Consider the following 25171-nt stretch of genomic DNA (forward strand, 5'->3'; position numbering starts at 1 on the left):
GCCGGCCGGTGTGGCCGGCCCGGGGCCGGCCCCCGTCCCAACGGGGGCGCCCGCCCCGCGGCCGCCACTACCGGGCTGCGCGGCAGGATTGCCGGCCAGCGACCGGCACGCCGGCGTTGCGGCCGGGGTCACCCTGGCCCCGCTACAATCGGCGCCATGCACGTCTACCTGCAACATCCCGATGCCGGCGCGCAGGCACCGCGCTTCCTGCGCCTGAGCCTGCTGCCGGACCTGTTCGGCGGCTGGGAGCTGCTGCGCGAGAGCGGCCGTGTCGGCAGCCGCTCGCAGCTGCGGCGCGAGCTGTTCCTGCAGGCCGACGACGCCCGCCACGCCTTCGAGAAGGCCCGTGATGCCGAACTGCATCGCGGCTTCCAGATCCTTTCGCACGGCGACTGACGCCGCTGCTCCTCCCGTCCAAGGAATGCCCATCGTGACCAGCCCTCTCCGCAACGATCGCCTGCTGCGCGCCCTGCGCCGCGAACCGGTGGACTGCACCCCCGTCTGGCTGATGCGCCAGGCCGGCCGCTACCTGCCGGAATACCGCGCGACCCGGGCCAAGGCCGGCAGCTTCCTGGCCATGGCCAAGACCCCGGAGATCGCCTGCGAAGTCACCCTGCAGCCGCTGCGCCGGTTCCCGCTGGACGCGGCCATCCTGTTCTCGGACATCCTCACCATTCCCGATGCGATGGGCCTGGAGCTGTACTTCGTCGAAGGCGAAGGCCCGAAGTTCCGGCACCCGGTGCGTGACGAAGCCGCCATCGCCCGGCTGGCGGTGCCGGACATGGAACAGGACCTGGGCTACGTGATGGATGCGGTACGGCTGATCCGCCGCGAACTGGACGGCCAGGTGCCGCTGATCGGCTTCTCCGGCAGCCCGTGGACACTGGCCTGCTACATGGTGGAAGGCGGTGGCAGCAAGGACTTTGCGCGCATCAAGGCCATGGCGCTGAACCATCCGCAGGCGCTGCACCGCCTGCTGGAGGTCACCACCGAGGCGGTGATCGCCTACCTCGGCGCGCAGCGCGCGGCCGGTGCGCAGGCGCTGCAGGTGTTCGACACCTGGGGCGGCGTGCTGTCGCCGGCGATGTACCGCGAATTCTCGCTGCGTTACCTGCAGCGCATTGCCGAGGGGCTGGAGCGCGGCGAAGGCAGCGAGCGCACGCCGCTGATCCTGTTCGGCAAGGGCACCGGCCTGCACCTGGAAGCGCTGTCGCAGACCGGCGCCGATGCACTGGGCCTGGACTGGACGCTGGACCTGGACGAGGCGATGCGCCGCACCGGTGGCCGCGTCGCCCTGCAGGGCAACCTCGACCCGACCACGCTGTACGCCTCGCCGGATGCGATCGCCGCGGCCGCCGCGCGCGTGCTCGACACCTATGCCGCCGGCAACGGCGGCTCGCGCGAAGGCCATGTGTTCAACCTCGGCCATGGCATGTCGCCGGACATGGACCCGGCGCATGTACAGGTGCTGGTCGACGCAGTGCACGCGCACAGCCAACGCTGAGCATTCCGCATGCAGGTACGGCGCGACCTTGATCGCGCCGTGACCCGCAGTGCGCGATCATGGCGGCCCCCACGCTGCACCGGCCGCACCCCATGTCCACATCGCCATCGACCTACAACCGCCAGCGTCCCCTGCTGTGGCTGGTGTCCCTGGCGATCTTCATGCAGATGCTGGACTCGACCATCGTCAACACGGCGTTGCCGGCGATGGCGGCCAGCCTGGGCGAGAGCCCGCTGCAGATGCAGTCAGTGGTGTTCAGCTATGCGCTGGCGGTAGCCACCTTCATTCCCGCCTCGGGCTGGATCGCCGACCGCTACGGCACCCGGCGCACCTTCCTGGTGGCGATCATCCTGTTCACCCTCGGCTCGCTGGCCTGCGCGCTGGCCCAGCACCTGCACCAGCTGGTCGGTGCGCGCGTGCTGCAGGGCATCGGCGGTGCGATGCTGCTGCCGGTCGGCCGGCTGGCGGTGATGCGCTCGGTGCCCCGCGAGGATTTCCTGCGCGCGATGAGCTTCATCGCCATCCCCGCGCTGGTCGGCCCGCTGATCGGCCCCACGCTGGGCGGCTGGCTGGTCGAGATCGCCTCATGGCACTGGGTGTTCCTGATCAACCTGCCGATCGGCGTGATCGGTTTCATCGCCGCGATGAAGATCATGCCCGACCATTACGCCAGCCACCGCACCCGCTTCGACCTGCGCGGCTACGTCATGCTGGCCTTCGCGATGGTGGTGCTGTCGCTGGCACTGGACGGCATCTCCGGCCTGGGTACGCCACACGCACTGGTGATGCTGATGACCGTGGCTGGCCTGGCCGCGCTGGTGGGCTACTGGCTGCACGCCGCCAACTCGACCGCACCGTTGTTCTCGCTGGCCCTGTTCCGCGTGCCCAGCTACCGCATCGGCATTCTCGGCAACCTGTTCTCGCGCATCGGCAGCAGCGCGATGCCGATGCTGATCCCGCTGCTGCTGCAGGTCGGCCTCGGCCTGGGCCCGATGCATGCCGGCCTGATGATGGTGCCGGTAGCGGCCGCCGGCATGGTCTCCAAGCAGCTGGCGGTGAGGCTGGTCGAGCGCTTCGGTTACCGCCGCGTGCTGATGGTCAACACCGTGCTGGTCGGCCTGGCGATGGCCAGCTTCATCCTGATGACACCCGGCCAGCACCTGGCCTGGCGCCTGCTGCAGCTGGCGTTCTTCGGCGCGGTCAATTCGCTGCAGTTCACCGTGATGAACACCGTGACCCTGCGCGATCTGGACCGTGAGTTCGCCAGTTCCGGCAACAGCCTGCTGTCGATGGTGATGATGCTGGCCGCCGGCTTTGGTGCTGCTGCGGCCGGCAGCCTGCTGGCCGCGTTCGGCAACCACCTGGACAGCAACAGCGCCACCGCCGCGCTGCATGCCACGTTCCTGTGCGTGGGCGCGATCACGCTGACCTCGACGATGATCTTCTGGCAGCTGCCCGACACCAAGCCCGAACCGCGGCAGGTCGAGCACGTCGCGGAGTGAAGGGGGTTCGGCAGGGCCTGCGGCCCTGCACCTGCGGTAGTGCCGGCCGCTGGCCGGCAACAGCAACAGCGAGCATTCCGTGGGTTGGCGGGGCGGTGCGGGCTTGCAGGACACGCCGTAAATCCCGCTCCGCGGTCCGGCCCAGCCGCCGGCGGCTGCGCGTTCGGGCGCTTGCGAAGCAGTGCTTCGCAAGCAAAGCGCCCTCACCCATGGGGGCTCGATGGCGCCATCCATGGCGCCAACGGTCCTGCAAGCCCACACCGCCCCACCTCTGACAGGTTCACGCGGCTGTGGATAACGGCGACTGTTGGAACGCGCGGTTGTTGGTAGGTGTCGACCTTGGTCGACACATCTGTCAGATATCGAATTCCAGATTGGGGTCAGAGCCCGTTGCGCAGCAACGGGATCCGACCCCGAGCTCCGACAGATCGCGGAAAACTGTCGAAGGCGGGCTTTTGACGTTGACGTTGATTCTGCAGGTGCAGGACTGCAAGCCCTGCAATAAACCCTACCTGCCCATCGCCCTGGCGATCGCTTCCACCAGCAGTTCACCGGTCACCGGCTTGCGCAGGAAGCCGCCGATGCCGGCCGCTTCCACCTGCTGCTGAAGGTCCGGATCAGTCCGCGCGGTCACCGCCAGCAGCGGCAGCATGTAGCCCTGGTTACGTAGGTGCTGGGCCAGTTCGAAGCCGCTCAGGCCGGGCAGGTCCAGATCCAGCAGGCCGACGTCGAAATCGCCGGCACTGATCTCGCGCAGCGCCGCCAGCGCATGGCCGGCATGCACCACCTCGTGGCCGCGTGCGCTCAACAACCCCCGCACCACATCGGCCACGGTGGCATCGTCCTCGACCAGCAGCACCCGCAGCGGTGGCATGTTCGCCGCATCGTCGCGATGCCCCTCGGCGGACACCTCGGCGTCACCGTCCACCACCAGTGGCAACGGCAGGGTGACGCCGAAGCAGGTGCCCCGGCCCAGCTGGCTCTCCACCTGGATCCGCCCCTGCATCGCTTGTGCCAGCTCGCGGCAGATCGCCAGGCCCAGGCCGCTGCCACCGTACTGCGCTGCCGTACGTGCACCATCGGCCTGCTCGAAGCGTCGGAACAGGCGCTGCTGCTGTTCCTGGCTGATGCCCGGGCCGGTATCACGTACCTCGAAATGCAGCGCGCGCAGCTCGCCATCGCAACGTGCATGCAGGGTGATGGTGCCGCGGCTGGTGAATTTCACTGCGTTCGACAGCAGGTTCAGCAGGATCTGCCGCACGCGCATGGCATCACCGGTCGCCTGCAGGCCCGGCGGCAGCTGGTTGTCCAGGACGAAGCGCAGGCCCTTCTGTGCAGCCAGCGGGCCCATCAGCGCCGCCAGATCCTGCAGCAGGCCATTCAACGCAAACGACTGCGACTGCAGCTCCAGGCGCCCGGACTCGATCCGCGCCAGGTCCAGCGCATCGTTGACCAGATGCAGCAGGTGCTCGCCCGCATGCCGGATCGACTGCGTGTAGCCGCGCTGCTGCGGGTCCAGTGGCGAAGCCAGCAGCAGCTCGCTCATGCCCAGCACGCCGGTCATCGGCGTACGGATCTCATGGCCAAGGTTGGCCAGGAAGCGGGTCTTGGCCGCCGAGGCCTGCTCGGCCAGTTCCTGCTTGTGCAGCGCCAGCTGGTAGGCGTGGCGCCGCTGCAGGCGGCGTCGGTACAACCAGGCGAACCAGCTGGTCAGCAGCAACCCGACCGACGCCAGCACCAGCAGGCCGGACAGGCTGCGCCACCACGGCGGCTGCACGCGGAACTCCAGGCTCTGCACCCGCGACCACACATGGTCGGCCGAGCGTGCCTGCACCTCCAGCCGGTAGCTGCCCGGCGCCAGGCGCGAGAACAGGCGTTCACCCGCCGGACCGACCTCAACCCAATCCGGGTCGTAGCCGGCCAGGCGATAACGGTAGGTATTGGACGCCGAGTCGGCAAAGGACAGCAATCGCGCGACGATGCGCAGGTCGCGATCGCCATCGGCGATCTGCAACGGCGCATCGTGGGTCATGTCCAGCACCTGTTCGTTGCGGCGCACTTCCACCCGCTCGATCACCAGTGGCGCGCGACGTACCGAAGGCCGTACCTGCTCCGGGTCGAACACCACCGCGCCTGCCGCCGTTCCGGCCACCAGGTGGCCATCGGCCGCTGCGATCAGGGTGTGCTCGCGGAATTCCTGGCTTGGCAGGCCGTCGTGCACGCCGTACAGGCGCACGCTCTGCCCATCGGCACTGACACGTACCAGGCCGCGTGCGCTGGTCGCCCAGGCCACGCCCTGCGCATCCACCACCAGGCCAGAGGCGGAGATCGCCGGATAGCCCTGTTCGGCACCGACCACCGCCTGCCGTTCCAGCCGCCCCTGGCTCCAGCGGTATCGCGACAGGCGCCCGTCCTCGGACAACCAGACCTGGCCGTCACGGCCCACATGCAACGCATGGATGGCCGTTGCCGGCGCACCCGGCACCGGCTGGAAGCGTTCGCTTTCCGGCAGCCACTGCAGCAGGCCACGGCTGCTGGCCAGCCAGATATGGTCCTGCGGACCGCATTCCACATCGAGGTTGAGCTGGCCCTGCTGCAGGCCGCGCTGGCCATTGTCCAGCTGGCGCCGCAGGCGTCCGTCGAGATCACGTTGCTGCAGGCCCGCGGGAAGCATCAACCAGAGGCTGTCGCCGTCGCAGGTCATCATCGCTTCGATGACCCCTTCCATCGCCGCATCGGCACCGGCATCACGGCCCCAACGACGCAGCTCGCGCCGTTGCGGGTCGTAGCGCACCAGTGCATCGGTCGATCCGATCCAGACCTGGCCACGCCGGTCCTCGCGCACCGAGGTCAGCCAGTGCATGCCGTTGACCCAGGTGCGGTGCTGCTCGATCCTGCCGGTCTTCGGATCGAAGCGGTCCAGCGCGCCATGGCTGCCCACGGTCCAGACACCGCCATTGCTGGACGGGCTGGTGCCCAGCACGAGCGCATTGCGCAGCGAGCTGGGGTCGTCCTCCAGCCGCGACAGCACCGAGAACTGCCACCAGCGTGGCAGCAGGTGCCACAACCCGGCATTGGTGCTGGCCAGCCAGATGCCACCTTCGCGGTCCTCATAGGCACCGGTCCAGTTCGGCCGCACCGGACCGCGTGCGATCGCGCTGTACAGCGGCACGGTCTGGTACTGGCCGTCGACCGCACGTCCCAGCCCGGTGCGCGTATCCAGCCAATGTCCGCCCTGCTCGTCGCGCAGCATCATGCCCAGCACCTGCTCGCCTGGCGGCAGCTTCCACGGTGGTGCCTCGAAGCGGCCATCCGGGCGGCGCACGGTGGCCCCGGCCATCGTGCTGATCCACAGGCTGCCATCGGGCTCGGCGGTCAACCCGTTGATCAGCAGGCTGGGAATGATGTCCGTACCGACACGTTCGAAGTCGGTCCCGGTCCAGCGCGCCACGCCATGCTTGGTGCCGATCCACAGGCTGCCATCGGCCAGCGTGGCCAGGTAGGGCACCGACGACGAAGGCAGGCTGCGCGGATTGTTCGGCTCGGGCAGGAAGCGCTGCAGGCGGTCCTGGCTGTCCAGGCGGTACAGGCCGCCTTCGTGGGTACCGAACCAGATCGAGCCATCAGGCGTGCTGGCCAGGCTCCAGACCGTGTTGGTGCCCATCAACGGCTGGCTGCTGCGGTCGTAGAAGTGCAGCTGCCGGCGGTCGGCCGACATGCGCACCAGGCCAGCGTTCTCGGTGCCTATCCACAACTGGTTGCGGGCATCGACCAGCACCGTCCAGATGCGGTTGTCACGCAGTCCATCCTCGGAACGCCACACGCGGTAAGTGCGGCCGTCATAGCGGGCCAGGCCATCGTTGGTGGCGATCCACAGGTAGCCGTACCGGTCCTCGGCCATGCGGTTGACGGTATTGGACGGCAGGCCATCGAACACCGTCACCTGCCGCGGGCTCGGAGGCACCGGCTGTGCCGCAGCGGGCAACGCGCCGCACAGGAGGACCAGCAGCAGCATCGCCGCCCGCAGATACACCACCGATTGCCTCCTCACGCTGGTCCTGATGATTCCCGCGCTGCGGGCGTCGGCATGGTAAACCGAAAGTCGCGCCGTTCACGCCCGGCGCCGGCACAGTCACGCAGTCGCCTGCCGTTTCGCACGCGCCTGGGCGATGGCCGCCACCAGCAGGTCGCCGGTCACCGGCTTGCGCAGGAAGCCATCGAAGCCGGCGGCCAGCACCTGGGTTTCGGCGTAGGCATCGGAACGGGCGGTCACTGCCACCAGCGGCAGTTCATAGCCCATGGTGCGCAGCTGGCGGGCGATGGCCGTACCGTCCAGCGCGGGCAGATCGAGATCGAGCAGGCCGACGTCGAAACCATCGGTGGCGATCTCCGACAGCGCACCCAGGCCATGCAGCACGTGGACCACCTCATGCCCGCGCACCCGCAGCAGGCCGGCGATGACCTCGGCCACCGTGGCGTCGTCCTCGACCAGCAGGATGCGCAGCGGCGGCAGTTCCGGCAGGGCCGCCACCTCGCCCGCGGTGCCGGCGGCCTGGCGCGTCCAGGGCAGGGGCAGGCGCACGCGGAACCGCGCACCCTTGCCAGGCTGGCTGTCCACTTCGATACGCCCCCCCATCGCCACCGCCAGTTCCTGGCAGATCGCCAGTCCCAGGCCACTGCCGCCGTAGCGCGACGCGGTGCGCGGACCGTCGGCCTGTTCAAAACGATGGAACAGGCGCTGCTGCTGCTCGGCATTGATGCCCGGGCCACTGTCATGCACTTCGAAACACAGGCCGCCCTTCTCTTCCAGGCGCACGGCCAGGCCGACGTGGCCGCGCTCGGTGAACTTGATGGCGTTGCCGAGCAGGTTCAGCAGGATCTGGCGCACGCGCATCTCGTCGCCGCTGACACTGACCGGCCCTGCCGGGTTTTCACCGCGCCGGAATTCCAGCTGGCGCTGCTGCGCCATCGGCTGCATCAGGCCCTGCACCTGGTCAAGCAGTTCCTCCAGGTCGAACGGACGCAGATCCAGCTCAAGCCGCCCGGCTTCGATGCGGGCCAGGTCCAGCGCATCGTTGACCAGCCGCAGCAGATGGCTGCCGGCCTGCTGGATCGACCCCGCGTAGCCACGCTGCACCGGATCCAGCGGAGTCGCCAGCAGCAGTTCGCTCATGCCCAGCACGCCGGTCATCGGCGTGCGTACTTCGTGGCCCAGCGTGGCCAGGAAACGGCTCTTGGCCTGCGAGGCCTGCTCGGCCAGCTGCTGCTTGTGCACCGTCAGCTGCCATTGCTGGCGACGGCGCAGCCGCGCGCGGACCGACCAGACCAGGACCACCAGCAGCAGCGACCCCAGCAGGATGTAGCCGAAGATCGCCATGCCGCTGCGCCACCACGGCGGCAGCACCTTCACCTGCAACTGCTGCGAAGGCGTCCACGCGCCCCGGGCGGTCGCTGCCTGCACCTCGATGACGTAGCTGCCGGTCGGCAGCCGCGACAGGGTGCGCTGGCCATCGCCCCCCTGCTCCACCCAGTCCTGGTCATAGCCCTGCACGCGGAAGCGGTAACGGTTGCCCTGCGGGCTGGCATAGGACAGCAGCCGCGCATCGATCTGCAGATCGCGGTCATCCGGTCCCAGCAACAGGGTGCCGGTGAGCGGCAACGGTTGCCAGCCGCGCGCGTCGTCGCGGCGTACGCGCACTTCGGCGATCACCAGCGATGAAGAAGGCAGCACCGTGTCGTCGGCATTCACATCGAAGGCAACCAACCCGGTCTGGGTGACGGCCAGCACGCGACCATCTGCATTCACTGCCGGTGGCCGGCCGGTGAACTCCGCATCGGACAGTCCATCGCGCTCGTTGAACTGCTGCAGGCGCCGCGTTTTCGGGTCCCAACGCAGCAGGCCGCGCGGCGTCGTCGCCCACAGCTGGCCGTTGCCGGCCAGCGCCAGCCCGCCCATGGTGACCGGCGGCACGCCTGCACTGCCGTCGATGCGCTGGATCAGGCGCAGGCTCAGGCCATCCCACTGGTAGCGCTCGAACGCGCCTTGGCGCGCCAGCCACAACTGTTGCGGATCGATCCACACCAGGTCGTAGATGGGCCCGCGCGAAACGCCCGGTACTGCCTCGAAGCGTCCAGCCTGCTCGCGCCAGATGCCCATGTCACCCATCACCCAGGGCCGGCCATGGGCGTCGAAGCGGATCTGCTCGATCGGCGCATCGGCGGTCCCGCGGAAATGCTCCAGCGGATGGCGGTGCAGCAGCCGGCCCTCTGCATCGCGCTGCTGCAGGTCCAGGCCCATCACCGACACCCACACCGTGCCATCAGGCGCCTGCCGCATCAGGTCGATGCGCTGGCGCAGGTCGGCACTGCCATCGATCCGCAGATCGCGCAGCGCGCCGGTAGCCGGATCGTAGACGGTGATGCGGCCGCCGCGTCCCAGCCACAGGCGCCCATCCGGGCGCGGCAGCACCGACCACACCACGCCGCTGCCGAGCTGCCGGTCGCTGGCCAGCAGGCGCAGGGTGCCCTGCGCATCGAGCTGGTACACCCCTCGCGCCGAGCCGACGTAGTAGTTCTTCCCATCGCTGGCCGCGCTCAACAGGTACTGGCTGTCCAGCGGCTTGCCGTCGAGCTGGTTCCAGATCGAGAAGCGCCGCCAGTCCGGTGGCAGATAGGCCAGGCCCTGGGTCAGCAGCGCCACCCACAATCCGCCCTCGTGGTCCTGCAGCAGATCGAGCACACCGCTGTGCGCGGTCAGGAAGCCGCTGCCGCGGTCGCCCTCCAGCCGGCGCAGCGCCGCCGCATCCCCCCGCAACAGGCCATCGGAGGTGCCAGCCCAGTAGCCCCCCTGGCGATCGGCCAGGACCAGGGCCGAGCGCAGCTGGGCGCTGTCGGCCCATCGCGGACGACTGACCCGGTCCTGCCCATCGATGCGGTACAGGCCATCGTTCTGGCTGCCGACCCAGATCGAACCCTCCGCATCCCGGCTCAACCGGAGCACGCTCAGCGTGCCCAGTTCCCGCGCGGCCACCGGCTCGAATCCGCTGCCGTTCCAACGCGCCACGCCCGCTTCGGTGCCCAGCCACAGGCGGCCCTGCGCATCGACCAGGCTGGTGAAGATGCTGTTGCTGGGCAGGCCCCCCGGCTGCGCCGGGTCATGGGTGTAGAGGCGCACGCTGCCGTCCTCGCCAAGCCGGCAGACGCCATGGTTGTTGGTCCCGATCCACAAGGCGTCGTCGACATAGGCCAGCGCCCAGAACTGCCCCTGGCAGGTGGAATTGACCGTGTCGAAGGTGCGGAAGCGCTCGCGGTCGGCATCCAGGCGGGCCACGCCCTTGCCGTTGATGCCCACCCAGACCCGGTCCAGCGGATCGATCAGCAGGGTCTCGATCTCGTTGCCGGGCAGCGAGCCCGGCTGTTCCGGATCGTGCTCCCAGACCCGCAGGCTGTTGCCGTCATAACGGGCGAGTCCACCATCGGTGGCGGCCCAGATGTGGCCCTGGCGATCCTCGGCCAGCGCCACCACCATGCGTGACGGCAAGCCTTCGGCGGCACCGAAGCGGCGCAGGCGCGGTGTTTCTGCCATGTCCAGGGTCGCAGCCGCCGTGGCCATCGCCATCAGCAGCAGTCCCATACCTGCGATGCCACGGCACCACCGGCGCCAGCCGCTCGTCATCCTGAACCCCCTGTCCTGGGCCGATTGTCACACAGGGCCGGGTTCATGGCTGCAACAGGCTGTTTCCAGCGGCGGCACCACCACGAACTGTTGCAGCCATGCACGCAACGTTGGCAGGGGGCTGTGCGTATGATCACAGCGTCACCTTCCGGAGCCCGCCATCGATGCGTCCCTGCCTGGCCCTGCTGCCGATGCTGCTCGCCACCGCCCCTGCCTGGGCGGCCGCCGACACCTATCGCCTCGATCCGGTGCACACGCGGGTGCTGTTCTCCATCGATCACGCGGGCTACTCGCAGGCCATGGGCACCGTGTCCGGCAGCGAGGGCCGCGTGCTGTTCGATCCCGACAACTGGCGCGACGCCACCCTGGAAGTGGACATTCCAGTGTCGCGTCTGGACCTTGGCGACGCCAAGTGGAACCAGGCCACGCTGGCCCGCAGCCTGCTCGATGGCGAGCGATTCCCCAGCGCACGCTTCGTCTCCAGCCGGGTCGAACCGATCGACGCCAAGCGTGCGCATGTGATCGGCACGCTGACCCTGCGCGGGGTCAGCCAGGAAGTCACCCTGGACGTGACCCTCAACGCGCTCAAGCGCTACCCGCTCCCTCCATTCCGACGCACCGCCGGGTTTTCCGCCAGCACGACGCTGAGCCGGCGCGCGTTCGGCATCACCGCCTGGCCGGGGGTCATCGGTGATGCGGTACAGGTGCGGATCGAGGCCGAAGCCACCCTCGACCGCAGCGACGCCCCGGGAACTCTCGCTCCCGTTCCACACTCCGACCAGACGACGGCCCCCAAGGACCCTTCATGACCGCCAAGAACACCCCCGCCGCGTGGGGAAGTGTCAGCCAGCTCCTGCACTGGTTGATCGCACTGCTGATCCTCGCCCTGGGCGTGGTCGGCCTGACCATGGGCGAACTGCCCAAGACGCCCAAGTACTTCTGGGTCTACACCGCGCACAAGTCGATCGGCATCACCGTGCTGGCGCTGGTGCTGTTCCGTCTCGGCTGGCGCCTGTATGCCGGTGCGCCGAAGCCGGTGCCGGGCGTGCCCAGCTGGCAGGAACGCATCGCCAGTGCCACCCACGTGCTGCTGTACGTGCTGATGTTTGCCATTCCGCTGTCGGGCTGGCTGTACGATTCGGCCAGTGGCCTGCGCCCGTTCCGTTGGTTCGGCCTGGTCGACGTGCCCAAGCTGAGCGGCCCCGACCCGCAGGTCGTCGCGGTGTCCCATGCCCTCCACGAATACGGCTTCTGGCTGTTGATCGCGGTGGTGCTGGCCCATGCCGGCGCTGCCTTCTACCACCTCCTGTTCCAGCGCGATGCAACGCTGTCCCGCATGTTGCCGCGCGGCTGGCTCGCCTCCCCTCAGAAGGACTGACCGATGAACCTGAAACTGACCACTCCGGCCGCCGTGGCTGCCGCCCTGGCCGGCATGCTGGCCACCGCCCCGGCGCTCGCTGCGGAGTATGCGCAGGCCCCCGGTGCCGGCTCGATCCTGGTGTTCGCCAGCAAGTACGACGGCGAAGTGTTCACCGGCAGCTTCCCGGGCTTCGCCACCAAGCTCAGCTTCGACCCGGCCAACCCGGCCGCCGGTTCGCTGGATGTAGTGATTCCGCTGGCAGGCGCCAGGAGCGGCAACAGCGACCGTGACTCGACCCTGCAGGGCGCCGACTTCTTCAATGTCGGCAAGTTCGCCACCGCGCGTTACACCGCCAAGGGCTTCCGCGCCGTGGGCAACGACCAGTTCGCCGCCGATGGCACCCTGGAACTGCGCGGCGTCAGCAAGCCGGTCACCCTGACCTTCACCTGGAAGCCGGGCACCCAGCCGGTGCTGACCGGCAAGGCCACGGTCAAGCGCCTGGACTTCGGCGTCGGCGGCGGTGACTGGGCCGATACCAAGACCATTCCGGACGACACCGCGATCAGCACGATCGTGAAGTTCGACGCGAAATAAGACGCATCCGGTGATGCCGTGCCCGCGGCCGGCATCACCGGGCATCGCAACGCATCCGGTAGTGCCGGCCGCTGGCCGGCATCACCGGGAACAGAGGGGTTGCCGGCCAGCGGCCGGCACTACTGATCGACGGCCAACCAGGCCTGCACCGTGGCCGCATCGAACGGCCAGTCCAGCTCGCGTTCGCCGCGCTCGTCGCGCAACACCGGCACGCGCGTGCCATAGCGCGCTTCCAGCGCCGGCTGGTCATCCAGAAACACCGATTCGAACTCCGGCGCCCGCGCCTTGGCCAGCTCGGCCAGGGCCAGGTCGCACAGGTGGCAATCGTCACGCTGGATCAGGGTCAGCACCAGTCAGGCTCCCGTGGCGGAAATGCTGCGCCGCAGCCATCGGATGGCCCGGCAAGCCGCTAGAATAGCCGCTTGTCCGGTACCCGCAGTTTGGCATCCATGGCTGTCAGCACGTTCGACGTTTTCAAGATCGGCATTGGCCCGAGCTCCTCGCACACCGTCGGACCGATGAAGGCCGCCGAGCGATTCATCCATCGCTGGCTGCTCGACCCGGGCCGCCTGCACGAGGTCGCGCGCATCCGCGCCGATGTCTACGGCTCGCTGGCCTTGACCGGCCGCGGCCATGGCACCGACAAGGCGATCCTGCTGGGCCTGGAAGGCCAACGGCCTAACCTGATCGACCCGGACATCATTCCGGCCACCCTGGAGCGCATCCGCAGCAGCAAGCGCATCCAGCTGATGGGCCAGCACGAGATCGCCTTCGACGAGAAGCGCGATCTCGGCATGAACAAGCGCCAGAAGCTGCCCTACCACACCAACGGCATGCGCTTCACCGCGTACAACGCCGACGACGAAGTGATCGCGACCCGCGATTACTACTCGGTCGGTGGTGGCTTCGTGGTCAACCAGGACGACGCGGCCGATGACCGCATCGTGCCCGATGAAACCCCGCTGCCCTACCCGTTCAAGAGCGGCGACGAGCTGCTGGCACAGACCGCACGCAGCGGCCTGAGCATCGCCCAGCTGATGTTCGAGAACGAAAAGTGCTGGCGCAGCGAAGACGAGATCCGCGCCCAGCTGCGCGAGATCTGGAGCGCGATGCAGTCGTGCGTCACCCGCGGCATCCGCGAGGAGGGCGTGCTGCCGGGTGGCCTGAAGGTCGGCCGTCGTGCACCGGCGCTGTACCGCGAGCTGTCGTCGAAGCCGGAAGCGGCGATGCGCGATCCGCTGACGACGCTGGACTGGGTCAACCTGTACGCACTGGCAGTGAACGAAGAGAACGCTGCCGGTGGCCGCGTGGTGACCGCACCGACCAACGGTGCGGCCGGCGTACTGCCGGCGGTGCTGCATTACTTCGACCGCTTCTGCCCCGGCGCCAACGAACAGCGCGTGTTCGATTTCCTGCTGACCTCGGCGGCGATCGGCATCCTGTACAAGGAAAACGCTTCGATTTCCGGTGCCGAAGTGGGCTGCCAGGGCGAAGTGGGCGTGGCCTGCTCGATGGCGGCCGGTGGCCTGGTCGCGGCGCTGGGGGGCAACCCGAGCCAGATCGAGAACGCCGCGGAAATCGGCATGGAACACAACCTGGGCCTGACCTGCGACCCGATCGGCGGCCTGGTGCAGATTCCCTGCATCGAGCGCAATGCAATGGGCGCGGTGAAGGCGATCAATGCCTCGCGCATGGCGATGCGTGGCGACGGCAAGCACAAGGTGTCGCTGGACAAGGTCATCAAGACCATGCGCGATACCGGCCGCGACATGCAGGACAAGTACAAGGAAACCAGCCGCGGTGGCCTGGCGGTGAACGTCATCGAGTGCTGAGGGCGACCGGCTCCGGCGCGATGGCGACGGGCCACAGGTAGAGTCGACTTTCAGTCGACCATCGCGCGCAGCGCGGGATTTCCGCGGCCTGAGGGAAGAGCAGTCGACCAACAGTCGACTCTACCCGGTCACCCTTGCCCGTACGGGCGACACCGTCACCGCGTTCCGGTTAGGCTCGGGGCTTCCCCACCCCGGATTGCCCCATGCGCGTGATCGCTGCCGCCCTGCTTGCCTGCCTTCCGCTGGCCGCCCTGGCCGCCCCCACCTACGGGCCTCGGCTGGAGGGTTTCGACTACGGCTATCCGGTGAAGACCTTCGCGCTGGAATCGCAGCGGCAGCCGCTGGAGATGGCCTACCTGGACATCGCGCCGAAGAAGGCACCCATCGGCGTGGTGGTGCTGCTGCACGGCAAGAACTTCTGTGCCGCCACCTGGAAGGAATCGATCAAGCCACTGGTCGCCGCCGGCTATCGGGTGATCGCCCCGGACCAGGTGGGCTTCTGCAAATCCAGCAAGCCCGAGCGTTACCAGTATTCGTTCGCGCAGCTGGCCGCCAACACCCATGCCCTGCTGCAACAGCTGCAGCTGGGTGATGCGCCGGTGCACCTGGTCGGTCATTCGATGGGCGGCATGCTGGCGGTGCGCTACGCGCTGATGTTCCCGCAGGACCTGCGCAGCCTGTCGCTGGTCAATCCGATCGGGCTGGAGGACTGGAAGGCGCTGGGCGTCCCCTGGCGCAGCGTCGACGCGTGGTACGCCGGCGAAATGAACATCAGCTATGACAGCATCCGCCGCTACCAGCTGGAGGTGTACTACGACGGCAAATGGAAACCGGCCTACGAACCGTGGGCGCGGATGCAGTCGGGCATGTACGAAGGCCCGGGCAAGCAGGCCGTTGCATGGAGCCAGGCGCTGGCCTCGGACATGGTGTTCAACCAGCCGGTGGTCTACGAACTGAAGCACCTGCAGGTGCCGACCACGCTGTTCATCGGCCAGAAGGACCGCACCGCGATCGGGCGCGACCTGGCGCCGCCTGCGGTGAAGGCGACGCTGGGCAATTATCCGGTGCTGGGTAAAGCAGCGGCCGCAGCGATTCCCGGCGCGACGCTGGTCGAGTTCGCCGAACTGGGCCATTCGCCGCAGGTGCAGGACCCCAAGCAGTTCAACAGCGCGTTGTTGAAGGCCCTGAAGTCCCGCTGACCGGCAGGCGTGCCCTCTGTAGAGCCGAGCCCACGCTCGGCTCATGCGGCAGGACCGGGGTTCTGTCAGGAGCAGCCGAGCGTGGGCTCGGCGCTACAGGAACAATGCGATCAACCCACGATCCGCAGCACGTCATCCAGCAACGCGGCCGCAGTGACTTCCGCGCCGGCACCCGGTCCCTGGATCAACAAGGGTTGGCGGCGGTAGCGATCGCTGTGGATGGCCACGCGGTTGTCGGTGCCGGCACCCTGCGCCAACGGATGATCGGCCGGCAGTTCGCGCAGGCCCACCTGCGCACCTTCGCTGTCAACACGGCCAACGAAACGCAGCACGCGGCCGTTGTCACGTGCCTGCTGCCAACGCGCCTGCAGCGGCGCATCCAGCTGCTCCAAGGCAGCCACGGCATCCTCCAGCGGCAACGCTGCCAGCGCTTCGGGCACCAGTGAATCCACCTGTACCTGCGACGCATCCAGCGCCAGCCCGCTGCTGCGCGCCAGGATCAGCAGCTTCCGGCGCACGTCCTCGCCGGACAGGTCCAGGCGCGGGTCTGGCTCGGTATAACCGGCCGCCAGCGCCTCGCGCACCGCCGCCGAGAACGGCGACTGGCCGTCATAGCGATGGAACAGCCACGCCAGCGAGCCGGACAGCACGCCCTCGATGGCATGGATGTGATCGCCACCGGCCACCAGCGCGCGCAGGCTGCTCAACAGCGGCAGCCCGGCACCAACGGTGGCACTGTCGCCATAACGCGCGCCACTGTCGGCACAGCTTTCGGCAATGGCCTGCGCGCGGGCGAGCTGCGCGCCCCGGCCCAGCTTGTTGGCGGTCACCACATGCACGCCGCGCGCCAGCCATTGCACGTGACGGGCGGCCACGTCTTCACTGGCCGTGGCATCGACCACCACGTCGCCACGCTCCAGCCCTTCGGCGCTCGCCCATGGTGGCGAACTGTGGCCATCGCGGGGGGCTCGACGTGCCAGTTCCAAGGGCAGCGCCAGGTCGCGATCGATCTCCAGCGCGGTGCGCGAGTTGGCCAGCCATTGCACGCTGGGCAGTTCCAACCCGCGTGCCTGCAGCGCCTGGTAGCGCTGTACGAAGGCCGAACCGACCGTGCCCGTACCGAGCAGCGCCAGGCGTCCCGCCCCCAGCGCAGGAATGTCAGCGGCGAGTGCGCTCATGCGTCCACCACCTGTTTGCGGCGGGCGGCCGCATCGATCACCGCTTCGGCGCGCTGCAGCGCGGCGCCGAGATCGGCCAGCAGGTCACGCTCGGCCTCGATGCCGACCGACAGGCGCAGCAGCCCTTCGCTGATGCCGGCGGCTGCACGCGCTTCGGCGGTCATCGCCGCATGGGTCATCGTGGCCGGATGTGCGATCAGGCTTTCGACGCCGCCCAGCGATTCGGCCAGGGTGAAACAGCGTAGCCCGTCCACAAATGCACGCACCGCCGCATGCGGATCATCACCGGCGCAGTGCGCCAGTTCGAATGACAGCATCGCGCCGAAGCCATTCTGCTGGCGCGCGGCGATGGCGTGGCCCGGGTGATCGGCCAGGCCCGGGTAGTACACCGCGCCGACCGCCGGATGCTGGTCCAGCAGGGCAACGATCGACGCCGTGTTTTCCTGGTGCACGCGCAGGCGCGCATCCAGCGTGCGCAGGCCGCGCAGGGTCAGGAAGGCATCGAACGGCGAACCGGTCAGGCCCAGCGCGTTGCCCCACCACACCAGCTGCTCGTGCAGCGCCGGATCGCGCGCGACCACCGCCCCACCCACCACATCGCTGTGGCCATTGATGTACTTGGTGGTGGAATGCAGCACCAGGTCCGCACCAAACGACAGCGGCTGCTGCAGCGCCGGTGACAGGAAGGTGTTGTCGACCACCACGAGGGCACCGGCCTTGTGCGCGGCATCGATGACGAAGCGCAGGTCGGTGATGCGCAGCAGCGGGTTGGACGGGGTTTCCACCAGCACCAGCTTTGGCTGCGTGGCCAGCGCCTGCGCCAGCGCTCGCGGATCGGTCAGGTCGGCGGTGACCAGTTCGAAGTGGCCCTTCTTCGCCAACGCGTTGAACAGCCGCCAGCTGCCGCCGTAGGCATCGTGCGGCACCACCAGGGTGTCGCCCGGCTGCAGCAGCGCGTTCAGCACCAGGTTGATCGCGCCCATGCCGGTCGCGGTGATGACGCCGCCGGCGCCGCCTTCCAGTTCGGCCAGCGCTTCACCCAGCAGGTCGCGGGTCGGGTTGCCACTGCGCGTGTAATCGTACTGGCGCTTGTTGCCGAAGCCTTCAAAACTGAAGTTCGACGACAGCACGATCGGCGGCGTGACCGCGCCATGCGCGGTGTCCCGATCGATGCCGGCACGGACGGCGGCAGTGGTACGACTACAGGACGGCTCGTTGGCGTGCAGGCTCATGCGGACTCTCCAGAAGTGCGGAAGGCGGTGGCGAGGATCGCATCGATGCGATCGGTTTCTTTGAGGAAGGCATCGTGGCCATAGGGCGAGCGCAGCACGCGCAGGCTGCCGCGCGGGCCCAGCCCTTCGACCAGGCCGACCAGGTCGGCCAGCGGCACCAGGCGGTCGCCCTCCACGGCCACCACCACGGTCGGCGGCAGGATCGCGGTGGGATCGACGCGGTGCAGGTCGATTGATTCGGACAGGCGCAGGTAAGCGGTCACCGGCGTGCGCGCGACGTACTGCGCACCGGCCGCGTCGAGATAGTCTTCGGCAGCCACGCGCACGCGGCCATTGATGACCTCCGGCGCAGCATCAAAGCGCTCGCCGAACTCTTCCGGGGTGCGGTAGCTGAGCATGGCGAACTGCCGGGCCAGGGCCAGGCCATGGTCTTCGCCGCACTGCAGCTGGCCCAGCGCGACCGCGCGGCGCTGCAATGCGCGCCAGGCGGCGGCATACGGATGCGGTCGGTGCGCACCGCTGGCCAGCACCAGCTGGCGCACGCGGGCACGATGACGGATCGCGAACTGCTGGCCGACCAGCGCGCCATACGAATAGCCGACGAAGGCCTTCAGCGTGCGGATGCCGAGATGGTCCAGCAGCAGCGCCAAGGCATCGGCCTGGTCGGCGGTATCGATCGGCACATCCAGTGCACCGTCGGCGCCGATGAAGTCGAAGGCCAGCACGCGCAGCTGCTGCGGATCCAGCGCGCGGCCGCTGCCCACCAGGTCTTCGGCCCAGCCCTTCTCGCTGAACTGCGTGTTGGACGCCACGTGGCGATGGGCGGAAATGCCGCCGGCCAGCACCACCACCGGTGCATTGGCCGGACCGACCCACTCATAGCGCAGGCGCACCGGGCTGGGGCCGGCGTGGCGCATCGACAGCACCGCGGCGAACTCACCGCGCTCGGCATGCACGCGGTCTTCGACCGGCACGCTGACGGGGACAAAGGGTTCGGGGCGAATGGCGGTACTGGCGGCGAAGCTCATGGCGGGATCCGGTTGGGGAATCGGCCATCGAGCCTTCGCGGGGCCCGCGTTCGAGATGCACGTGTGGTGCATGGTTCGAACCATCTTTCGGTGGACGCCACGGTCCCCGCAGGATTTGGCACCTACGCAGACGCTTGCGCGCCTGCGGGCTGCCCCGGCTTCAAAGGGCCTGTCCCTCTGCCGGTCTCGATGGTGGGGCCACGATGCCAGCCCTTTCCGGCACTGTCAATCCCTTCATGCGGATAAAGCGATGAATATTCTTGGGACGGCTATGCGAAGGCCGTCCCGGTCGCCCTGTTCAGGATCGGGTACAGTCCGGGCGGTCCATTCCGCTGGAAACGCCGATGTCGCGCCTGCCCCTGTCCTGCCTGCTGCTGCCTCTGCTGGCGAGCGCGACCGCACACGCCGGCGACTGGCGCCAGGGCTGGGGACTGGCTCCCCCTTCCGCCCCGGCCACCCGCGCAGGCAGTGCCGAGGGCGCCGCCCCCATGGCCCAATTGCGCCTGCAGCCGGTCGGTACGCAATGGCAGGCCCGGATCGACAACGGGCTGGCAGGGCCGCTGCAGATCCAGCTGCGCGCCGCACCCGGGCACCCGGTCGAAGGCCTCCCGGTCGAGTCGCTGATCCAGGGCGACAGCAGCCTGGTAGTCGGCCACCTGCCCGCCCCGATCGATGGCCGCATGCTGGATCTGCGCCTGCAGTCGGTGCCGGGCAACCCGGCCGCACAGGCCGAAGATGTCGCCTACCGCCTGCCATTCGATGCGGCGCGCCTGCGCGTGGACCAGGCGCCGCAGGGACGATTCAGCCATGACGACGAGGAGAACCGCGACGCGGTCGACTTCGCACTGCCGGAGGGCACCCTGGTGCTGGCCGCGCGCGAGGGTACGGTGATGCAGATCCAGGATGGCTTCCGTGGCAACGGCCAGGACCGCGAACGCGATGGTGCCCGCGCCAACTTCATCCGCGTGCTGCACAGCGACGGCAGCATGGCGCTGTACGGCCACCTGCAGGCCGGCGGCATGCGCGTGCGTCGTGGCCAGGCGATAGGGGCCGGCCAGCCGATCGGCCTGTCTGGCAACAGCGGCTACAGCAGTGCGCCGCACCTGCACTTCGTGGTGCAGGTCAACCGCGGCATGGGCCTGCGCTCGGTGCCGGTGCGCATCTTCGCCGAGCAGGGCCAGCTGCAGTTCGCCCGCCAGGGCGAGGCCGAAGGCGGTACCGGGCGCTGACCGCCCCCGGCCGGTATAATCGGGCGCTTATCTCTTTGAAAAGCGCCCCGGGCGGGCGCCACTGCCATGTCCGAAGTCGCCAACGAAGCGTCGCGTCGCCGCACCTTCGCCATCATTTCCCACCCTGACGCCGGCAAGACCACGCTGACCGAAAAGCTGCTGCTGTTCGGGGGCGCGATCCAGATGGCCGGTTCGGTCAAGGGCCGCAAGGCTGCCCGCCACGCCACCTCCGACTGGATGGCGCTGGAAAAGGAGCGCGGCATCTCCGTCACCTCCTCGGTGATGCAGTTCCCGTACGAAGGCAAGATCGTCAACCTGCTCGACACCCCCGGCCACGCCGACTTCGGCGAAGACACCTACCGCGTGCTGACCGCGGTGGACTCGGCGCTGATGGTGATCGACGTGGCCAAGGGCGTGGAAGAGCGCACCATCAAGCTGATGGAAGTGTGCCGCCTGCGCGACACCCCGATCATGACCTTCATCAACAAGCTCGACCGCGAGGGCAAGGACCCGATCGAGCTGCTGGATGAAGTGGAAACCGTGCTCGGCATCCAGTGCGCGCCGGTCACCTGGCCGATCGGCATGGGCCAGCGCCTGAAGGGCGTGGTCCACCTGCTGACCGGCGAAGTGCACCTGTACGAACCGGGCCGCAACTTCACCCGCCAGGACTCGACCATTTTCCCGTCCATCGATGCTCCCGGCCTGGCCGAGAAGATCGGTGCACAGATGCTGGCCGACCTGCGCGACGAGCTGGAACTGGTGCAGGGCGCCAGCCACCCGTTCGACCTGCAGGCCTACCGCGAGGGCAAGCAGACGCCGGTGTTCTTCGGCTCGGGCGTCAACAACTTCGGCGTGCAGCCGCTGCTGGACTTCTTCGTCGAACACGCACCCGCACCGCAGGCGCGCTCCACCACCGGCCGCGAGATCGCCCCGGAAGAAAACAAGCTGACCGGCTTCGTGTTCAAGATCCAGGCCAACATGGACCCGCAGCACCGCGACCGCGTGGCCTTCATGCGGGTCTGCTCGGGCCGCTTCAGCGCCGGCATGAAGACCTTCCACGTGCGTACCGGCAAGGAAATGAAGCTGGCCAACGCGCTGACCTTCATGGCCAGCGACCGTGAGATCGCCGCCGAAGCCTGGCCGGGCGATGTGATCGGCATCCACAACCACGGCACCATCTCCATTGGCGATACCTTCACCGAAGGCGAAGCGGTCACCTTCACCGGGATCCCCAACTTCGCCCCGGAACTGTTCCGCCGCGCCCGCCTGCGCGATCCGCTCAAGCTCAAGCAGCTGCAGAAGGGCCTGGCCCAGCTGTCCGAGGAAGGCGCGACCCAGTTCTTCCGCCCGCTCACCAGCAACGACCTGATCCTGGGTGCCGTCGGCGTGCTGCAGTTCGACGTGGCCGCCTACCGCCTGAAGGACGAGTACGGCGTGGAAGCCACCTTCGAGCCGGTGAGCGTGACCACTGCGCGCTGGGTCCACTGCAGCAACGAGAAGAAGCTGGAAGAGTTCCGCGAGAAGAACGCGCTGAACCTGGCGCTGGATGCCGCCGGGCACCTGGTCTACCTGGCGCCGACCCGGGTCAACCTGCAGCTGGCCCAGGAACGCTCGCCGGACGTGCGCTTCTCTGCCACCCGCGAAGCGGCGCATACCGTTTCGGCAGGCTGATGCCACGGGGTCGGATCCCCTTCAGGCAGGAAAGGGCTCTGACCCCAGCCAAGGCAAGGCAGGCATTCACCCACCATACGGTGACAGGCGTGCACGCGTCGCCCATCGCGGCGATGATAGGGGGGTGCGGGTCCCCCTCCCCGCGAACAATGCCTACGCCATGTCCACGACGTCCATTGCTTCGATCCGTGAAGAAATCGCCAGCGCCCTGACCCATGGCCTGGGCGCGGTATTCGCCCTGGCAGCCAGCGCGGTGTTGATCACCCTGGCGGCGATCTACGGCGACGGCTGGCAGCTGGCCAGCGCGATCGTATTCGGTATCGCGCTGTTGCTGCTGTACACCGCCTCCACGCTGTACCACGCCATCCAGCATCCGGCCGCCAAGGGCCGGTTGAAGGTGTTCGACCATTGCGCGATCTATGTGCTGATCGCGGGCACCTATACCCCGTTCACCCTGATCGGCCTGCGCGGTCCGTGGGGCTGGGGCCTGTTCACCGCGATCTGGGCGCTGGCGCTGGGCGGCGTGGTGTTCAAGCTGTTCTACACCGGCCGCTTCAAGGTGCTCTCAACGGTGATCTACATCGCCATGGGCTGGCTGGTGGTCGTGGCGATCAAGCCGATGTGGGCCTCGATCGATGGCGGCACCCTCACCTGGCTGTTCGCCGGCGGCCTGTCGTACACGCTGGGGACCTATTTCTACCACCGTGAATCGATCCCATACTCGCATGCCATCTGGCACCTGTTCGTGATCGGCGGCAGCGTCTGCCACTTCGTCGCGGTCACCAAGCAGGTGCTGTAACGGCCGCTCGACGGCAGCGCGTGCACACCATGCACATGGTCGCTTCGCGCCCTGTCCACGAAGAGGGGGCAACCATGGCAGCGTGAATGCTGCCGCCTCCCCTGCCGCAAAGCGCACGCCCCGCTGGCGCCTCCGCCGCCCCGGCCCACGAGGCCGGCGCTGGCTCACGATCCTGATCTTCCTGCTGGCGGCGATCCTGGTACTGATCGCGTTGTGGGACTGGAACTGGTTCAAGGGGCCGGTGGAGCGCGCGGTGCAGGCACGCACCGGCCGCGTGCTGCACATCGGGAACCTTGATGTCGACCTCGGCCGCACCAGCACGATCCGCGCCGATGCGGTCACCTTCGCCAATGCCAGCTGGGCGAAACAACCCGATATGGCCAGCGCCGACCGCGTCGAGATCGACGTGCGGGTCTGGCCCCTGCTGCGCGGCAGCGTGCAGCTGCCCGAAGTGCGCCTGACCCGGCCGGACGTGCTGCTCGAAACCGCCCCGCGCAAAGGCGAACCGGGCAACTGGGATTTCCTCGGTGACAGCGCCGGCGGGAACAGCCCCCAGCTCAAACGGCTGCGCGTCGATGACGGTCGCCTGCAGTTCCTCGATGCGCTCGGCCGCACCGATATCCGCGTGGACGTGCGCAGCGGCCAGCCGAAACAGGCCGACGCGGCGCCACCGCTGCTGGTGCAGGGCAAGGGACGCTGGCAGGGCAATCCGTTCACCCTGCGCGGTGGTACTGAATCACCGCTGGAGCTGACCGACAGCGGCCACCCGTTCCGCATCCACCTCGACGGTCGCGCTGGCGCCACCCACGCCGTCGCCAGCGGCACATTGACCAATCCCTTCCAGCTGCGCGTGTTCGACCTGCAGTTCGCGCTCAGCGGCCAGGACCTGGCCGACCTCTACCCCTTGCTCGGCATCGCCATTCCGCCGTCCCCGCCCTACGCGTTGAATGGTCGGCTCAAGCGTGACCACGACCTCTGGCGTTACGAGCAGTTCACCGGCAAGGTCGGCGACAGCGACCTCGGAGGCAACCTGCAGTTCGAAGTGGGAGGCGCGCGCCCGCGACTGACCGCCACGCTGGAATCCAGACGCCTGGACTTCGATGACCTGGCCGGCTTCGTCGGTGCGCCACCGAAGACCGGCGGCGGCGAAACCGCCAATGCAGAGCAGAAGGCCGAGGCCGCACGGGTCGCCGCGCGTGCGCGTGTGTTGCCGGACACGCCCTACAACCTCGGCAAGCTGCGTGCGATGGATGCCGACGTGCGTTGGAAAGCCCACCGCATCAACGCGCCGTCATTGCCATTGGACGACATGGATGCACACCTGTTGCTGGATGACGGTGTGCTGCGGCTGGACCCACTTAACTTCGGCGTCGCCGGCGGCGACATCCGCAGCACGATCCGCATGGACGCACGCCAGCCGCAGATCAGTACCGCGCTGAAGGCCAGTGTGCGCGGCGTGCAGCTTGGCCAGTTGTTCCCCGACGCCAAGCTGGCCGAACAGGCCAAGGGTGGCATCGGCGGCGAGGTGGACCTGAGTGGCCGCGGCAATTCGATCGCCGCGATGCTCGGCAGCAGCAGCGGCAAGGTCGGCCTGGCAATGGGCCGTGGCCATGTCGGCAACCTGGTGATGGAACTGGCCGGCCTGGACATCACCGAGTCGCTGAAATTCCTGGTGACCGGCGACAAGCAGATCCCCCTGCGTTGCGCCTTCGCCGACTTCGGCGTGCGCGACGGCCTGATGACCAGCCAGGCGTTGGCGGTGGATACCACCGACACGATCCTCATCGGCGAAGGCACGGTCAGCCTGCGCGACGAGAGCCTGGACCTGCTGTTGAAGCCACGCCCGAAGGACAAGAGCATCCTGGTGCTGCGCTCGCCACTGCACATCGCCGGCACTTTCAAGGACCCGTCGTTCCGCCCGGACTTCAAGGCGCTGGGCATCCGCGGCGCGGTGGCCCTGGCACTGGGCAGCATCGCCCCGCCGGCGGCATTGCTAGCAACCATCGAACTGGGGCCGGGCAAGGATGCCGACTGCGGGGGGCAGTATGCGAAGTAGGGTTACAGCGTTGTTCGCGGCGCCTGCATTGATGGTGGCTTGAGGGGGACGGGTGACGCAGGCAGGACACGCCGCAAGTACGTCCCTGTAGGCTCGATGGCGCCATCCATGGCGCCAACGGTCCTGCCTGCCTCACCCGTCCCCCTCCTGACAGTTTCCTGCGCGCGCGGAACGAGAGCGGAAATTCAAAGTCAAAAAAAAAGCAAAGTCAAAAGCTGTTGCCAACCAAGGTTGGCGGCTACCAAAGGCGAGGCACCGCGCATGTACGCACCGCGCTCGCGGAAATGTTTCCAGAGGCGGAGGGCATGGGCG

18 protein-coding genes and 1 riboswitch are annotated in these 25171 nt (G+C 68.3%); of the genes, 12 read left to right on the forward strand and 6 right to left on the reverse strand.

Annotation, left to right across the window (positions count from 1 at the left end):
* The first annotated feature begins 156 nt into the window (after positions 1-156).
* The 3 genes from AC5JLE_RS10720 to mdtD all read left to right on the forward strand — a co-directional run bounded on the left by AC5JLE_RS10720 (position 157) and on the right by mdtD (position 3006).
* Complete coding sequence (locus AC5JLE_RS10720) at positions 157-396, forward strand: WGR domain-containing protein (RefSeq protein WP_014648051.1); 240 nt, start codon at positions 157-159, stop codon at positions 394-396.
* Between the two features lie 25 nt (positions 397-421).
* The gene (gene hemE, locus AC5JLE_RS10725) at positions 422-1504 is read left to right on the forward strand and encodes a uroporphyrinogen decarboxylase (RefSeq protein WP_032957071.1); all 1083 of its coding nucleotides are present in this window, start codon (positions 422-424) and stop codon (positions 1502-1504) included.
* 92 nt (positions 1505-1596) lie between these two features.
* Positions 1597-3006, forward strand: coding sequence for a multidrug transporter subunit MdtD (gene mdtD / locus AC5JLE_RS10730; RefSeq protein WP_014648053.1), 1410 nt, complete (start codon positions 1597-1599; stop codon positions 3004-3006).
* 508 nt (positions 3007-3514) lie between these two features.
* Here mdtD and AC5JLE_RS10735 read toward each other — a convergent pair.
* Together AC5JLE_RS10735 and AC5JLE_RS10740 are read right to left on the reverse strand one after the other, a co-directional pair.
* A complete protein-coding gene (locus tag AC5JLE_RS10735; protein WP_099475815.1) occupies positions 3515-7042 on the reverse strand; it encodes a hybrid sensor histidine kinase/response regulator in 3528 nt (1175 codons plus the stop codon).
* Positions 7043-7138: 96 nt separating this feature from the next.
* A complete protein-coding gene (locus AC5JLE_RS10740; protein ID WP_241884292.1) occupies positions 7139-10681 on the reverse strand; it encodes a hybrid sensor histidine kinase/response regulator in 3543 nt (1180 codons plus the stop codon).
* Between the two features lie 164 nt (positions 10682-10845).
* Between AC5JLE_RS10740 and AC5JLE_RS10745 the strand changes: the two genes are divergently transcribed.
* The 3 genes from AC5JLE_RS10745 to AC5JLE_RS10755 are packed head-to-tail and all read left to right on the forward strand — an operon-like array spanning position 10846 to position 12635.
* Positions 10846-11490 carry a YceI family protein gene (locus AC5JLE_RS10745; protein WP_496065293.1) on the forward strand — a complete coding sequence of 215 codons (645 nt, stop codon included), beginning with the start codon at positions 10846-10848 and terminating at the stop codon, positions 11488-11490.
* Entirely contained in the window at positions 11487-12059 is a 573-nt protein-coding gene (locus AC5JLE_RS10750; protein WP_496065294.1) for a cytochrome b, read from the forward strand. The genes AC5JLE_RS10745 and AC5JLE_RS10750 overlap by 4 nt, the downstream gene beginning before the upstream one ends.
* A 3-nt stretch (positions 12060-12062) precedes the next feature.
* The gene (locus tag AC5JLE_RS10755) at positions 12063-12635 is read left to right on the forward strand and encodes a YceI family protein (RefSeq protein WP_014648058.1); all 573 of its coding nucleotides are present in this window, start codon (positions 12063-12065) and stop codon (positions 12633-12635) included.
* A 119-nt stretch (positions 12636-12754) separates the two neighbouring features.
* Here the strand turns inward: AC5JLE_RS10755 and AC5JLE_RS10760 are convergent, their stop codons facing one another.
* On the reverse strand, positions 12755-12985 hold the full coding sequence (locus tag AC5JLE_RS10760) for a glutaredoxin family protein (protein WP_014648059.1): 231 nt from the start codon (positions 12983-12985) through the stop codon (positions 12755-12757).
* Positions 12986-13084: 99 nt separating this feature from the next.
* Here AC5JLE_RS10760 and AC5JLE_RS10765 point away from each other — a divergent pair, with 99 nt between their 5' ends.
* Both AC5JLE_RS10765 and AC5JLE_RS10770 read left to right on the forward strand, forming a co-directional pair.
* Positions 13085-14467, forward strand: coding sequence for an L-serine ammonia-lyase (locus AC5JLE_RS10765; protein ID WP_006464040.1), 1383 nt, complete (start codon positions 13085-13087; stop codon positions 14465-14467).
* 203 nt (positions 14468-14670) lie between these two features.
* On the forward strand, positions 14671-15666 hold the full coding sequence (locus tag AC5JLE_RS10770) for an alpha/beta fold hydrolase (protein ID WP_164167481.1): 996 nt from the start codon (positions 14671-14673) through the stop codon (positions 15664-15666).
* A 110-nt stretch (positions 15667-15776) separates the two neighbouring features.
* Here AC5JLE_RS10770 and AC5JLE_RS10775 read toward each other — a convergent pair whose 3' ends face one another.
* From AC5JLE_RS10775 to metX, 3 genes are read right to left on the reverse strand one after another with little or no spacing between them, the layout of a single operon-like run.
* Complete coding sequence (locus tag AC5JLE_RS10775; protein ID WP_032957054.1) at positions 15777-16844, reverse strand: homoserine dehydrogenase family protein; 1068 nt, start codon at positions 16842-16844, stop codon at positions 15777-15779.
* Positions 16841-18076: an O-succinylhomoserine (thiol)-lyase gene (locus AC5JLE_RS10780; RefSeq protein WP_046432019.1), complete on the reverse strand. Its 1236-nt coding sequence runs from the start codon at positions 18074-18076 to the stop codon at positions 16841-16843. The genes AC5JLE_RS10775 and AC5JLE_RS10780 overlap by 4 nt, the downstream gene beginning before the upstream one ends.
* On the reverse strand, positions 18073-19104 hold the full coding sequence (gene metX, locus AC5JLE_RS10785; protein WP_100450473.1) for a homoserine O-succinyltransferase MetX: 1032 nt from the start codon (positions 19102-19104) through the stop codon (positions 18073-18075). Before metX ends, AC5JLE_RS10780 begins: the two co-directional genes overlap by 4 nt.
* A 77-nt stretch (positions 19105-19181) precedes the next feature.
* A riboswitch (SAM riboswitch) is annotated at positions 19182-19300 on the reverse strand.
* Positions 19301-19448: 148 nt separating this feature from the next.
* Here metX and AC5JLE_RS10790 point away from each other — a divergent pair.
* The 4 genes from AC5JLE_RS10790 to AC5JLE_RS10805 all read left to right on the forward strand — a co-directional run bounded on the left by AC5JLE_RS10790 (position 19449) and on the right by AC5JLE_RS10805 (position 24859).
* Complete coding sequence (locus AC5JLE_RS10790; RefSeq protein ID WP_046432023.1) at positions 19449-20333, forward strand: M23 family metallopeptidase; 885 nt, start codon at positions 19449-19451, stop codon at positions 20331-20333.
* Between the two features lie 66 nt (positions 20334-20399).
* Positions 20400-22004, forward strand: a complete 1605-nt coding sequence (locus AC5JLE_RS10795) for a peptide chain release factor 3 (RefSeq protein ID WP_014648065.1) — start codon at positions 20400-20402, stop codon at positions 22002-22004.
* 160 nt (positions 22005-22164) lie between these two features.
* Positions 22165-22803 carry a PAQR family membrane homeostasis protein TrhA gene (gene trhA / locus AC5JLE_RS10800; RefSeq protein ID WP_496065295.1) on the forward strand — a complete coding sequence of 213 codons (639 nt, stop codon included), beginning with the start codon at positions 22165-22167 and terminating at the stop codon, positions 22801-22803.
* A gap of 82 nt (positions 22804-22885) precedes the next feature.
* Positions 22886-24859 (forward strand): AsmA family protein, encoded by a 1974-nt coding sequence (locus AC5JLE_RS10805; RefSeq protein ID WP_049441300.1) that lies wholly within the window; start codon positions 22886-22888, stop codon positions 24857-24859.
* Positions 24860-25171: the final 312 nt, after the last annotated feature.

This window comes from Stenotrophomonas sp. (assembly GCF_059505245.1).